This window comes from Cohnella massiliensis (genome assembly GCF_900169535.1).
Taxonomy (GTDB): Bacteria; Bacillota; Bacilli; order Paenibacillales; family Paenibacillaceae; genus Cohnella; species Cohnella algarum.
Genome location: NZ_LT821259.1, coordinates 2,488,974 through 2,502,263, shown reverse-complemented (window position 1 = coordinate 2,502,263; position 13,290 = coordinate 2,488,974). Strand labels below are relative to the sequence as shown.

Sequence of the window (13,290 nt, the reverse complement as noted above, 5' to 3'; positions counted from 1 at the left end):
CGCGATAGCGTGAACTGCATCGACGCGAATTACCACAAGGGCTTGGATAACCACCAACAGCGGACAGGCGTGATGTGTATCCATAAGACGCATGGAGCGACGACCTCCATCCATCACGATAAGACCGGGACATTGCAGGCTGCCCGGCTCGATAAAGTACCGATGGTCGTTGAGGAACCGCGAGCCGTTCTTACTCCCGACCGGGTGGATAAACGGCAGAACGGCCGGAGGATGAAAGAGCCGGGCGAGCCGATGTTTACGCTGACCGCACAGGACTTGCATGGCGTTGCATTGGAAGTGGAAAGTGGCCTGATCCACAGCAGGGGCTTTGAAACGAGGAAGGACGGGCTGTCGCATTGCTTGAAAGGAGCCGGAGGCGGATCGAGTAAGAATTTCCTCTTAGAGAAAATGGGGGCGACGAAGGATGCCGATGCCAAGAAAGAAAGAACCAGAGAAATATTGCTCTCATTGTGGCAAGAGATTGGAGAGAAGGCGTTTTGCGAATGGGGATTTAGAATCATTGACGCACTTCAAAAGGCGGAAATATTGCGATCAGATATGTGCGGCGAAAGATTCAACCGGGAAGGAAACGACGAACTCTCCAAGTTGGTATGTTTCGCATCATCGGGCGAGGAGAAAAAAACAACCGGAGAAATGCGAGAAATGCGGATCGACAAAGAATGTGGATGTTCATCACAGGGACGAGAATTGGCAGAACAACTCGCCGGAGAATTTGATCGCATTATGCAGGAGTTGTCACTTAAAGGAGCACAGGCCGAAGATGCTCTGCAAATTATGCGGAAAGCCTCAGAAGGGACTCGGGCTGTGCAACAAGCATTACATCAGATTCAAGAAATATGGAGACCCGTTGTACACGAAGTACCGCGTTGCCGAATCAGAAAGTTAACGCCAAGAGAGACATGGCGCCTGCAGGGGTTCCCCGATTGGGCATTTGACCGGGCGAAGTATTACACAGCCGAGGAAGCGGATTTGCTCATTAAAAATCAGCCGAACCGTCACGAGAAAAGGGGGATATCGCATGAGAAAAGGGTTGAGCGTATGTCAGACAGCCAGCTTTATAAGCAAGCCGGGAACACAGTCACCGTCAACGTCATCTACGCCATCGCTCGGGAGTTAGGGTAATGGAAGCGCAGAGTGAGACAAGGAAGGCGGGCTGGATGACCTTAAGGGAAGGCGAAGCGTACAGCATTACGCTGGATCTGGGACGGGAGTTCTTTCTCCTGAAGGAAGAGAACGGCTGGTGTCTGTGGTGGGGCTGGTGGACGGAAGGGAAAACAAAGCCAGTCAAGGAGAAAACGCTGGCGAGCGGTTTATCGTTTAGCGAAGCCCTGAAACGCGGCAATGAGTATGTCGACTGGTGGTTCAAACGAACTAAAGGGCGGCGGCAGAAATAATGCAGGAGGCGATTTTATGAGAGTGAGTTACGCCAATCGGGGCATGGCTTTGGAGCAGATGATCGAGTATGCGAACAGTCAATATGCCGCCAAAGGCTGGGCAGTCATCCAGAAGGTCGCCACACCGTTTAAGGTGGTTCGCCGAGGGAAAGAGATTGTCAGCGCTTATCCGGAAGAGAAGAGCACCGTCGATTTTGTAGGTGTTTCGGGTTCTCGGGCGCTGGCTTTCGATGCCAAGAGCACGATGGAACGCACTCGGTTCCCGCTAGGGAACATCGAACAGCACCAGATGGACTTCCTGAAGGCGTGGCAGGATCACGGAGGGATATCATTCTTCCTGATCGAGTTCGCTAAACATCGGGAGATTTACGTCGTGCCGTACTCGTCCATGCAGGATTATTGGGTGAAGGCTCGGGAAGGCGGCCGGAAAAGCATCCCTTTCGAGGAAATGGCTCAGTTCGCCAAAGCTAGGCAAGGTCGGGGTGTCGTACTGGACTATTTGGCGGAGGTGATGTGAATGGAGGTTTCAGCCTGGGAAATCGCGGCGTTGGCTACGGTGTGCTTAAGTTTTGGCACTATGTTCGGATACTTCCTCTGCGCACTGATGGTCATTGCGAAACAGGCAGATAAGCAAATGGGAGCAGATTCTTCTGCAGGGGGAGAGGTGGCGGAATGTGCCGACAAAGTACAGAGCCCCGATCATCATCTCATCACACGCGATCAAACGCTGGCGAGAGAGGGTCGGAAACGAGAAAGTCACCAAGATTCAGGCTGCATTAAGAAGCGCGATCCGATCGGCGATTAAGTCGGGCATGGATGTGCGGAATGGAGCATCGGTCATCAATGTCACAGAGGATGTCCGCGCGGTGGTATCGCCCAGCCTGCAGGGCGGGTGGGAAATTATTACGATCATCAGGAATTCGGATCCGGAAAGTTACCGCCTTGAACTGTTGGATGATAACGAGGATAACGAATTGGCGGAAGGAGGGGCTGCGAGTGGAAGTTATTAGCTTAGGGGCTGGTGTTCAGTCTACAACGCTTTTCCTCATGGCGGGTCATGGCGAAATTGGACCGAAGCCCGCATTCGCCGTTTTTGCTGATACAGGCTGGGAGCCAAAGAAGGTATATCGGCACCTGAACTGGCTCCGCACAAAAGCAGATGAATTCGGCATACCGATTATCGAGACACAGAAAAGCAACATACGCGACGACTTGCTGGCGGCAATTGAGACAGATGTCAAATTCGCGGATACTATCAGATTCGCCAACATCCCATTCTTTGTTAAGAACAAAGACGGCACGGTTTCAATCATGAAGCGACAATGCACTAAAGAATACAAGATCGAGCAGATTGTTCGCGAAATTCGGCATCAACTCGGATATCGTCCTCGACAGCGGGTTAAAGAACAGGTGACGGAATGGATCGGAATATCGGCGGATGAAATTCAGCGCATCAAACCATCCAGGGTACCATGGATCACACATCGCTGGCCGTTGGTCGAACTCGGAATGAGCAGGGGGGGGTGTTACTCTTGGCTCCAGCGGCATGGATATCCCATACCGCCGAAATCATCCTGCATCGGTTGTCCGTTCCATGATGATCGCCTGTGGCTGGAAATGAAGCGTGACGATCCTGAATCGTGGAAAGAAGCAGTTTTTATCGATTATGAAATACGGAAGCTGAAGAGATTTCGTGGTCAAGTGTTTCTGCACCGTTCTTGCCTTCCGCTTGACCAGGTAGATCTTAACGAGAATCAACTGGATTTATTCGACGATGGATTTCTGAATGAATGCGAGGGCATGTGTGGCGTGTGACAACACGCACTACTGCTTAGGAGGAGGGAAGCCATGTCAATAACAAAAGTCAGGAGCCCTCTCATCTGGTTTGGCGGGAAGTCGAAATATGCGGAATTCATCATCAGTCGGATGCCCTCACACAAAAAATATATTGAGCCATTCGGAGGCGCGGCTCACGTCATTGCTCAAAAGGGGCGGATCGGGCATGAGGTATACAACGACATCGACGGGAACGTAGTCAACTTCCTGCTTGTGGCCTCATCTCAGCCAGAGAAGTTACGGGAATCTTGCGAAGCAATTCCTTACAGCCGCCAGCTTTATGAGCGGTGGAAGAAAGAGCCCTTGCCGGAGGATGATTTCGAACGGGCGGTTCGCTGGTTCTACATGAACCGCTCGGGAATTTCCAAAGGGAACGCCAAGGATGTAGCGGATACAGGTTGGCGGCACAGCACGAAGTCGAATCAGAATCCAGCCAACGGCTACATCAGCGCATGTCGGCTGATTAAGGATTTTGCGGAACGGATGAAAGGCGTAATGATCGAGCATGACGATTTCCGCAACATCATCACCAAGTACGATGACGAGGATGCACTGTTTTATATCGACCCGCCCTACATAGGGCGCGAACAGTATTATGCTGGCGACTTCAGCGAGCAAGATCACCGAGACCTTGCTGAACTGCTGAACGGTATCCGGGGAAAAGCCATAATTTCATATTACGATGATCCATTGCTGGATGAGTTGTATCCGAACTGGAACCGGGAATACTTCGACGCTTATAAACAAGTCGTTGGCGGTCATGGAGAAAACTGCAGGGCGGAAGAACTGCTGCTGATGAATTTCGATAATGGGCAGATGGATTTGTTCGCATTGGCTGAATTTTCGGGGGGGGGTTGAAATCGTTGATTTTGATACGAATTAAATCCTACCCTCGCAGGACAGGAGAAGCGTCATGCCGCAAGCATGGGATGTGAAGCGTAAGCGATTGGTCAACGTCCTGCGGATGTCGGAAACTGGCGCGATTATATCATATTCGCCAGTGGATCAACCGGGATTGATATTTCTTCCGCTCATAGAGAATGGTCGAAATGTGGAGCCGTATGAAATATTAGACGACGGTCAATTGGAATTTAAATTTGACCTATAAGACGAGGGGTGAACCTATTGAAATCTTACGAACTTCCTAAGGAAACATGGGAAAATGCCGCTGAAAACGTTCGTGCTGTGGCACCTGCCATCGCAAACTGGATACTGAAAAACAGCCCACAAGGCGAAAAAGACGCGGAAGACTTTATGACTGATATGCAACTCGCATATGCCGCTATGATGTACGTTGCAGAGTTCGCACGTGACAAGTGCAGGATTGTTCCAATCGCTGAAAAATAAATTCCCCGCGCCGGGCAGGGCAACGGGGAAAGAGACAAACATTCTCACTCTGATTATACGGGAGAGTGAGCCATGAAAACAAGAGAGCTTAAGGTTGCACCAGACAATACTGTCTCGGCAGAGGTCGTCACAAAAGGGCCTGTTGTCATTCTCATCAGCGGTGGGAAGGCCAAGGAGGTAATCGTTCCGAACCATGGGGAACTGCTCATAAAGATTGCGAATGGAAAAATTCACAATTTCGAGATGAAGGAAAAAGAACTGTTTTAGGAGGCGAATCGCACCATGATCATGGAGAAAGTCCAATCCAGCAATATCGCTGCTGTCGGATACGACGAGGAAACGCAGGAATTGCGCATCCAGTTCCATTCCGGCGGAACCTATGCCTATAAGGAAGTTCCCCGCGTAATGTACCAGGCGATGATGGAGCTCGAGCGGAAGAACGGCGGGAGCGTCGGCAAATTCTACCACGCCAATATCAAGAAGCAGTTCGAGGGTGTGAAGGTTGAGGAAAAGGTTGAGGCGTATGAATAGCGCCCTTCCTCAACTGAACAAGGTATTGGAGGCTGTACGAACCATCCGGGTTCAATCCATCAAGTATGAAGTGGACATCCATAACGAGATCAAGCGGGCGCTGGACGCACACGGCATTCCTTATCACCACGAGTACAAACTCGCGCCGCGCAATCGCATAGACTTCCTCGCCGCTGGCGGGATCGGCATTGAAGTGAAGAAGGGAAAGCCTTACTCCGAAGAAGTAAAGCGGCAACTGCAACGTTACACGGCATTCGAGGAAATAAACGGAATTATCCTGGTTATTGAGCGGTACCAAGACGTGCCGGAAGAATTCAACGGCAAGCCCTGCCGGTCGATTGGCCTGCGGAAGCTCTGGGGCATTGCCAGCAAGTAAGGAGGTGATCGAATGTTGCAAACGGCGGACATACCATCCTATCTCAACCGCCCGGCGCCAGCCGACTACACCTACGGAACGCTCCGGTATGATGAGCGGACGGATTCATGGATTATCGAAGGGGAGCCGATCGTCTGCCAAATGGCAAAGCGTCTATTCCCCGGCGCGGAAGGGCGCGGGAAAGGCATTGCCCGGTTCAAGTCGAACAAGCGCACGAATGGTGAATTGAACTGGCTCATGATGCGGTACCCGCTTAAGATCGAAAACCCGGACAAATGGGAGCGCGATTATCAGCAGGCGGTGGATCATGCGGTGAAGCGCCAGCAACTATTGAAATCGCCGCAGAAACTGGAACCGTCGAGCCTGTACTTTAACGGAAAGCTGGCAGAATTCCAGAAGGAGGGCGTGGCGTTTCTGCTTCATAACGCACCGACCCTGCTCGCTGACGATATGGGTCTTGGGAAAACGGTTCAGGCGCTCGGCTGGATTGCTTCGCTGGAGAGGTTTCCCGGCTTGATCGTGGCACCGACCAGTGTCCAGACGCAGTGGAAACAGCAGATCATCAAGTTCATGCAACCACAGCCTGTAGCCGATTCCTTATTGCCAGAGATGAACGTGCATATTATTCGGGGCTTGAAGCCATACAGCCTACCGCCAGCGCAGTTTTATATCATCCACTACGGATTGTTGCGCGGCTGGAAGCAATACCTTCCTTCGTTCGGGTTTGAATTCGTCGTGTTCGACGAGATTCAGGAACTGCGGCACTCGGGAACGGAGAAGTACAGCGCGGCTTCCCTGCTGGCGCAGAGCACAGAGAAGGTGATCGGGCTGTCTGGAACTCCGATCTACGGCAAAGGCGGCGAAATGTGGAACGTGATGAACATTCTCGACTTCCAGTGCCTGGGCGATTGGGAATCGTTCACGCGGGAATGGTGCGACGGATACGGCAGTGATGTGGTGGCGGATCCGGAAATGCTCGGGGATCACTTGCGCCGAGAAGGACTCATGCTCAGGCGGTCAAAGGATGACGTGTTGACCGAGCTTCCGCCGAAGCGGCGAATTGTCCAGCAGATCGACTCGGATGAGCATGTGTTCTTAAAGGAAATGCGGACGGTGATTCGGCTCATCGGGAAGCATGACCAGGCTGAGAATCATTTCGAGAAGGGGCGCATCAAGCGAGAAATCGGTCAGCGCGTTCGGCAGGCGACCGGGGTGGCGAAGGCGCCGTATGTTGCAGAATTCGTGAAGATGCTGCTGGATGCGGGCGAGCCGGTGATATTGTACGGCTATCATCATGAGGTTTATGCCCAATGGGAAGAACGGCTTCGTGGCTACCGCCCGGCGTTCATCACAGGAAGAGAAACGCCTGCGGAAAAGGAAGCGGCAAAGAGGCGCTTCATCGAAGGCGAGACTAACCTACTCATCATTTCCCTGCGGGCTGCGGCCGGCCTCGACGGATTGCAAGAGCGGGCAAACATTAACGTATTCGGGGAGCTCGACTGGTCGCCCGGAATCCATTCACAGTGCGAGGATCGGACACATCGGATGGGTCAGAAAGATTCCGTCATCAGCTATTACCTCGTTTGCGGCGAAGGTAGCGACGAGCAGATGATGGAGGCGCTCGGGTTTAAGACGGCGCAGTTCGTTGGCATCATGGGCGAATCGGCAGAGAGCGAGGAAGATCGGGAAATCTCGCAGATTGAGGTCGGGAAGCATTTGGACAAGGTCATGGAAAAACTCAGGAAAGCAGAAGAAAGGAGGCGGACAAGTGGACAGTAAACTGGTGAGGTTAGAGGACTGGAAGCAAAACAGCAAGGCGACGAAAACCAACAGGGTGACTGTAAAACACCAGCCGCCTCCGAAGATCAAGATATCCCGCCGATCCAAACATGAAGAATGGGTCCGATCGTGGCGCAGGCGTATCGGCGCCGCACGGGAGAGGGGGAGGGAACGACGGAGATTGTATTGGGGGAAACCTCTCCGCATTTACGACGTTGCGTTTGAACCGCCGGAAGGCGGCGTGCGCATTGTCTATGTGGAGGGCGTAGTCGATGCCGCCGGTGCGATTGAGTACGTGTTGGATCGTTACGAGGTCGTGGACATCGTGAAGGTGTTCCATACCGGGTATTTGAACCCGCCGACAGAACGACCGGATACGATGCCTGACGGAAGGCCGAAGATGGAAGTTAGGCTTGACGATATATGGTAGACGTCAAATTGAACGAAAATTATTCGGGTATTCGGATTATTGAGTTGAACGGGAGTTCTAATTGACTTGTATCCCATTGGGGAGCCTACCCCTAAAACAAACGAATGGAGCTGGTAGATATGGAAAGCAATGAAAATGTAAGAACCATGGAATATGTCGGAGTTGACGACTGGGACAGACCCGTTTATAAGTGTATCGAAACTGGGGTGCTGTGGAAGGACGTAACGCTGGGAAGCGATAACCCTAAGTTGTATAGTTGCGGGAACGACTTCGACGGCGAACCTTGTTCACCTATCAAGAGCGACTTGGTTGTAACCTTCAAGACGAAGCACGAAGAGAACCCGTATAGGTTTAACTACATGATGCTGGACAGGCTACGTAGCGATTGTGACTATTACCTTGGGTATGGGAACCGAAATAAATCTCGTCTGTCCGGCGGGAGCGTAAAGGAGCATATTGAGAAGATGAAGGAGCTTCACAATTCGTTCCCTGAAAGGCAAAAACCGGAATGGCTGACGTACGAACGCATCCTTGAATACGAAAAACAAATGAACGAATAGGCTAGACTTCCGAAGGATGGTTTTCGTTTCCGGTAAATAACAGGGACTGCAATTTAGAACGGGAGAAAATTGTATGGTTATTCGGCGTTCAATACGATAATCCGAATAGCCAATTATTCCACTTCGAGAAAGGATGACTGAAATGGCAACAATCAAACAGGCAGAAGTGAACGACAATCCGGGCGAGGTCATGGTCGCCATGATGCCACTCGCCAGCAATATCAAAGGGGCGTCGCACGACCATCGGGTTTCGCGGATTATTAAATGCCCGCGCTGCGGGGAATCGTGCGCGGCGTACCCGGACTTGATCCGACAGGCTGAGGTGATCTACAAGGGGAGGATGGTGGCGCTCTGCACCAAGTGCGCCCTGTACGGGCATACGAGGAAGCCGCTCATACCGTTGTGGCTCGAGGAAATCGGCAAATCGCCGGAAGAGGTGCTGCGGGAAGTGCTTGACCAAGTGAAGGACTTATAAATATTCGTCTGATACCGAAAGCGGGAGGACGTTGAACGAGGTTGCTTAGCGGCAGCTTTGTGTTCAGCGTCCTCTTTTTGTTTCCGAGGAGGCGGTTCAATGAAAGTGCCAGATGGCTACTGCGACAAGTGTGTATGGGCGGTGTATCGGGATGGGATTGTGTTCTGTCCATTCCTGCGCTGCGTGAAACGATCCGGCTGGAAGGCTGACAAGAAATAACGAGGGGGTGCTGATGCCAAGTGAGGGACTTGATCGAGGAATATAAGAAATCATTGCGACTGACCTACCGTATGCTTCGCCGCGCGGAGTATCCGAACGACAGAGCCCTCATTGGCGGGATGATTAGCGACCTCCGGTTTGCTATCGAGTGGATGGAGACAGGGTGCATGCCGGGGCGGCGGAGGGGCATCGAGCGCCGCGCGGGGCAACAAAGAGAAATACCGACGGACCCGCAAGTCATCGAAGAAACCTTGGGGCGGATAGCAAACGAATGTTCCCATATGGGGGCAGAGCAGGATTGGGAAAGAATCGACTCCGCTCTAGAAGCTCTGACGGAAAGAGAGAAGGAAATTTTCCTGATGGCTCACGGCGGCGGCATGTCCTATGAACGGATCGCCGACTGCCTCCACATCAAGAAGGGAACCGTCCAGGATGCAATTAAGCGGGCAAGGCGGAAACTGAACCCCAATTGAGCGCCCGCCCTTATGTTTGCCACCTGTAAGTAAAGAGGATTACGCGAAGAGAGGAAGTGCGAACCGATGGAAATACGGAAAATCCCTATCAGCCAGATCAATCCGGCAGCATACAATCCTCGGCTTGACCTGAAGCCCGGCGATCCCGAATACGAAAAATTGAAGCGATCCATCGATGAGTTTGGGTACGTGGAACCGTGCGTCTGGAACGAGCGGACGGGGAACCTCGTCGGCGGGCATCAGCGTTTCAAGATTCTGCTGGGGAAGGGAGAGCAGGAAATCTTATGTTCTGTGGTTGACCTGGACGACGAACGGGAAAAGGCGCTCAATATCGCGCTGAACAAGATATCGGGGAATTGGGACCTTCCGAAGCTGAAAGATTTGCTGGAGGAATTGGATACCGGGAACCTCGACATAGAACTGACCGGCTTCACCGAGGATGAAATTGCCGATCTCATGACGCAGTTTCATGTGGAAGAGGAAACGGACGAGGACGATTTTGACCCGGAAGCCGAAGCGAGCGAGATTAAAGAGCCGATTACAAAGCCCGGTGATGTGTGGGTGCTGGGGCGGCACCGCTTGATGTGCGGAGACGCGACCTTTATCACGGACGTGGAGAAGCTCATGGATGGCGCGGAAGCTGATATGGTGTTTACCGATCCACCGTACAACGTGAATTATGAAGGCGGCACGGGCATGAAGATTCAGAATGACGACATGGCAGATGACGAGTTTAAGCAATTCCTGATCGATTCGTTCGCCAGCATGTTTGCTGTGACGAAGCCCGGAGGAGCGATTTACATCTGCCACGCGGATAGCGAAGGCATCAACTTCCGCACGGCGATGGTGGAGGCCGGCTGGCTCATGAAACAATGCATCATCTGGGTGAAGGATTCACTTGTCCTCGGAAGGCAGGACTATCAATGGAGGCATGAGCCGATTCTGTACGGCTGGAAGCCGGGGGCGAAGCATCGGTGGTTCGGCGGACGGAAGCAAACCACCGTTATCGAGAGTGACAACGTCCTCACCATTAAACCGGAAGCGGATGGCAGCGCCCTTCTCACCGTCACGGTGGGCGTACAAAGCGTGGTGCTTCGGGTACCCAAGTACGAGGTGGTGTATGCCGGGAATGACGAACACACGTCCATTTGGTGCTTCGAGAAGCCGGCCAAGAACCCGGATCATCCCACGATGAAGCCTGTCGGTATCCCGGCTCGCGCGATGCAGAATTCCAGCCGACCCGGAGATATTGTTCTTGACCTATTTGGGGGGGGCGGCTCGACATTAGTTGCTGCCGAACAGACGGGGCGCTCTGCCTATCTGATGGAATTGGATCCTGTTTACTGCGACGTCATTGTGAAGCGTTGGGAGAAATTGACGGGACAGAAAGGAGTGCTGCTTAATGGCCAGACCGATTAAGTTGACCCCGGAAGTCCAGCAGAAGATCGTTGAAGCCATCAAAATGGGGAATTACATCGAAACTGCCGCAGCTTATGCCGGAATTTCGAAGAACACCCTCTACGATTGGATGAAACGGGGAGCTCGAGAGAAAGACCGCATTGCTGGGACGAACCGTAAGCCAAAGGCGACAGAGGCTCCATTCGTTGCGTTTTCGGACGCAATAGAAAAGGCTATGGCGGATGCCGAGGTTCGGGACGTTCTGATCATCGCCAATGCGGCAAAGGAGAACTGGCAGGCAGCGGCATGGAGGCTTGAGCGCAAGTATCCCGACCGCTGGGGACGCAAGGACAAGGTACATGCCGAGGTGAAGCAGGACGTGAATGTGACCAATACCAACCGTCAGGAGATATTCGTCCGCATTGAGGAGGTTCTGAAAAATCCTGACGAAAAGGAGCAGATGCGCGATGTCATCCGTTCCGCGCTCCGTCAGCCGTAACATTCAAAGCCTGCCGCCAGAGGTGATTTGGCAGGCGGCGCTCGAAGATGCCAGACAAGACCTTGGCTGGTTCGGAGAAATGGTTTGGCGCGACGACACGGGGAAACCTGTCCGCCCGGCTCGGCATCATGAACTCTGGATTGCCGCTCTGTCGGACGAATCGCTGAATCGACTGCTCATTGTGGCTCCGCCGGAGCATGCAAAGACCGTATGGTGTTCCCAGATATGGTCGGCATGGCAAATCGGACGGAATCCGAACATGCATTTGCTTCACGTCACCGTTACGGCCACACTCTCGAAACTGAACAGCGTCGCGGTTCGTGACACCGTCGAGGGAAATGAAATCTACCGGGAGATATTCCCTGATACGAAGCCCGACCGGGTCAAAGGCTGGGGCGAGGGTGAATGGTTTCTCTGGCGCGATGATCGAGGGGATAAGGATGCCACGTTTGCGGCCGCAGGGTTTGACGGTCCGATCATCGGTCGCCGCGCACACGTTGTGCTGGTGGACGACCCTCACTCCGAGGATACAGCAAGTTCGCCGACATACCGGGAGCGCACCAAGCGTCGATTCCGCCGTCAGGTCATGAGCCGGTTGAGCAAAACGGGACGGGCGGTCATGGTCACGACACGCTGGCACCATGACGATATCGCCGCCGACCTGATCAAAGACCGCGATGGCGGCTGGGTAACCATTCATACGCCAGCCTTGAGCGAATATAAGGAGGGCGAATGGGAAGAAGAGGCGGCTTTCGCGCTCGTCCTTTCCTGGGATCGGCAGAAGCTGGAGGGGTTCGTTGAGCGCCTCGCAGCGCTAGGCTTTGAACCGGAAGAGATAGGAGCTCCGCCAGAGAATTGGGGTTACAGTAGCGAGATGTTCTGTTCTCGCGTGAAGCTACACGATAAGTCGCGGGCGCTCTGGCCGGAACGCTGGCCGGAGGAGGCGCTTGAACAGCGCAAGAGGGACGTCGGTTCGAACGGATGGCACAGCATGTACCAGGGCAAGGGTACGCCGCCAGAAGGGAAGATATTCAAGAGCAAGGACTTTCGTTACTACGAGGACATGGGCGACCATTACATCCTGCATCCGGGGGATGATAAGCCGCCGAAGAAAGTCCTGAAGCGAGACATCATTCGAATCATCCAGTATTGCGACCCTGCTGCAACGGAAGAGTCGCGTTCCGACTTCTTTGCTCTTTCCACGTGGGGGCTGACGCGGGATGGCGATGCGTTATGGCTCGATCTGCACCACGACAAGTACGAAGTGCCGAAACAGCCAGCCGTATTGGAGCAGAATTACCTGAAGCACAAGCCGGAGCGTGTCGTGTTGGAGGCAAAGTCGGCAGGACTGGCCCTGTTTCAGACAATGAAGAACCATTCCGGCATCCCGATTGCAGAGGATAAGCCGGACAAGTCCAAGGTTGCCCGCGCGGGAAGTGCTGCGGTTCATTACGAGAATCACCGCGTCTATCATCCGGCAAGCTCGACGTGGATCAGCAAGGCCGAGGAGGAACTGCTGGGGTTCCCTGATGAAGCTCCGCATGATGATATCGTCGATACGGTATCTGGTGGACTGAATGAATTATTCCTGAATAAACCGCCTTCTCGCGTGGCTCCGAGTGGGGTTGGAACGACGTCGTATTGGAGACGTTCGTGATGGGTTGGATTCCAGAACTACCGACAATCGTCAGAACGAACGGAAAGGACGGGAAGGAGCGCCTTTACATCGTTGCTTCGAACGAGTTGGACATTGCGGTCATGCTTCACGCCGCCGGACTATTCTGCGAGGGAATTCACAGGCAGAATAACGCGGCACTCAATGGGTATTACCGCATTATCAAACCGTGGGAAGAGGCGAAATTGCGCAGTGTTTTCCCTTGATTCGGGCGCCGTTCGCGATCCTGCCCTTACGTTTGCCACCTATATAGTGAGAAGGCAACATCGGAGGTGAG

Annotated in this window: 20 protein-coding genes; all 20 read left to right on the top strand. The window is 53.2% G+C overall.

Features of this window, described 5'->3' with window-relative positions; genetic code table 11:
• Positions 1-424: 424 nt before the first annotated feature.
• The 20 genes from B7E11_RS31075 to B7E11_RS25340 all read left to right on the top strand — a co-directional run bounded on the left by B7E11_RS31075 (position 425) and on the right by B7E11_RS25340 (position 13,219).
• Positions 425-907, top strand: coding sequence for an HNH endonuclease signature motif containing protein (locus B7E11_RS31075; protein ID WP_425430083.1), 483 nt, complete (start codon positions 425-427; stop codon positions 905-907).
• Positions 796-1,143, top strand: a complete 348-nt coding sequence (locus B7E11_RS31070; RefSeq protein WP_425430082.1) for a DNA cytosine methyltransferase — start codon at positions 796-798, stop codon at positions 1,141-1,143. The genes B7E11_RS31075 and B7E11_RS31070 overlap by 112 nt, the downstream gene beginning before the upstream one ends.
• Positions 1,143-1,415, top strand: a complete 273-nt coding sequence (locus B7E11_RS25430; RefSeq protein ID WP_080840053.1) for a hypothetical protein — start codon at positions 1,143-1,145, stop codon at positions 1,413-1,415. The genes B7E11_RS31070 and B7E11_RS25430 overlap by 1 nt, the downstream gene beginning before the upstream one ends.
• Positions 1,416-1,431: 16 nt before the next feature.
• Positions 1,432-1,932: a Holliday junction resolvase RecU gene (locus tag B7E11_RS25425; RefSeq protein ID WP_080840050.1), complete on the top strand. Its 501-nt coding sequence runs from the start codon at positions 1,432-1,434 to the stop codon at positions 1,930-1,932.
• Positions 1,933-2,220 (top strand): hypothetical protein, encoded by a 288-nt coding sequence (locus B7E11_RS25420; RefSeq protein WP_080840048.1) that lies wholly within the window; start codon positions 1,933-1,935, stop codon positions 2,218-2,220.
• Between the two features lie 191 nt (positions 2,221-2,411).
• Positions 2,412-3,230, top strand: a complete 819-nt coding sequence (locus tag B7E11_RS25415) for a hypothetical protein (protein WP_245809821.1) — start codon at positions 2,412-2,414, stop codon at positions 3,228-3,230.
• Between the two features lie 33 nt (positions 3,231-3,263).
• Entirely contained in the window at positions 3,264-4,109 is an 846-nt protein-coding gene (locus tag B7E11_RS25410) for a DNA adenine methylase (RefSeq protein WP_080840044.1), read from the top strand.
• A 267-nt stretch (positions 4,110-4,376) separates the two neighbouring features.
• Entirely contained in the window at positions 4,377-4,598 is a 222-nt protein-coding gene (locus B7E11_RS25400) for a hypothetical protein (protein WP_080840040.1), read from the top strand.
• A gap of 72 nt (positions 4,599-4,670) precedes the next feature.
• A complete protein-coding gene (locus B7E11_RS25395; RefSeq protein WP_080840038.1) occupies positions 4,671-4,865 on the top strand; it encodes an XtrA/YqaO family protein in 195 nt (64 codons plus the stop codon).
• A 15-nt stretch (positions 4,866-4,880) separates the two neighbouring features.
• Positions 4,881-5,129, top strand: a complete 249-nt coding sequence (locus B7E11_RS25390; RefSeq protein ID WP_213084154.1) for a KTSC domain-containing protein — start codon at positions 4,881-4,883, stop codon at positions 5,127-5,129.
• Positions 5,122-5,505 carry a hypothetical protein gene (locus B7E11_RS25385; RefSeq protein ID WP_080840036.1) on the top strand — a complete coding sequence of 128 codons (384 nt, stop codon included), beginning with the start codon at positions 5,122-5,124 and terminating at the stop codon, positions 5,503-5,505. Before B7E11_RS25390 ends, B7E11_RS25385 begins: the two co-directional genes overlap by 8 nt.
• 12 nt (positions 5,506-5,517) lie before the next feature.
• Positions 5,518-7,284, top strand: coding sequence for a DEAD/DEAH box helicase (locus tag B7E11_RS25380; RefSeq protein WP_080840034.1), 1,767 nt, complete (start codon positions 5,518-5,520; stop codon positions 7,282-7,284).
• Positions 7,274-7,714 (top strand): hypothetical protein, encoded by a 441-nt coding sequence (locus B7E11_RS25375; RefSeq protein WP_080840032.1) that lies wholly within the window; start codon positions 7,274-7,276, stop codon positions 7,712-7,714. Before B7E11_RS25380 ends, B7E11_RS25375 begins: the two co-directional genes overlap by 11 nt.
• A gap of 119 nt (positions 7,715-7,833) precedes the next feature.
• Positions 7,834-8,274: an LPD11 domain-containing protein gene (locus B7E11_RS25370; RefSeq protein ID WP_080840030.1), complete on the top strand. Its 441-nt coding sequence runs from the start codon at positions 7,834-7,836 to the stop codon at positions 8,272-8,274.
• Positions 8,275-8,416: 142 nt separating this feature from the next.
• Positions 8,417-8,749 carry a hypothetical protein gene (locus B7E11_RS25365; protein ID WP_080840028.1) on the top strand — a complete coding sequence of 111 codons (333 nt, stop codon included), beginning with the start codon at positions 8,417-8,419 and terminating at the stop codon, positions 8,747-8,749.
• 239 nt (positions 8,750-8,988) lie between these two features.
• Entirely contained in the window at positions 8,989-9,441 is a 453-nt protein-coding gene (locus B7E11_RS25360) for a sigma-70 family RNA polymerase sigma factor (RefSeq protein ID WP_080840027.1), read from the top strand.
• Between the two features lie 66 nt (positions 9,442-9,507).
• Complete coding sequence (locus B7E11_RS25355; protein ID WP_080840025.1) at positions 9,508-10,860, top strand: site-specific DNA-methyltransferase; 1,353 nt, start codon at positions 9,508-9,510, stop codon at positions 10,858-10,860.
• Positions 10,844-11,338, top strand: a complete 495-nt coding sequence (locus tag B7E11_RS25350) for a hypothetical protein (RefSeq protein ID WP_080840023.1) — start codon at positions 10,844-10,846, stop codon at positions 11,336-11,338. The genes B7E11_RS25355 and B7E11_RS25350 overlap by 17 nt, the downstream gene beginning before the upstream one ends.
• On the top strand, positions 11,307-12,995 hold the full coding sequence (gene terL, locus B7E11_RS25345) for a phage terminase large subunit (RefSeq protein ID WP_080840021.1): 1,689 nt from the start codon (positions 11,307-11,309) through the stop codon (positions 12,993-12,995). Before B7E11_RS25350 ends, terL begins: the two co-directional genes overlap by 32 nt.
• Positions 12,995-13,219, top strand: coding sequence for a hypothetical protein (locus tag B7E11_RS25340; RefSeq protein ID WP_080840019.1), 225 nt, complete (start codon positions 12,995-12,997; stop codon positions 13,217-13,219). The genes terL and B7E11_RS25340 overlap by 1 nt, the downstream gene beginning before the upstream one ends.
• Positions 13,220-13,290: the final 71 nt, after the last annotated feature.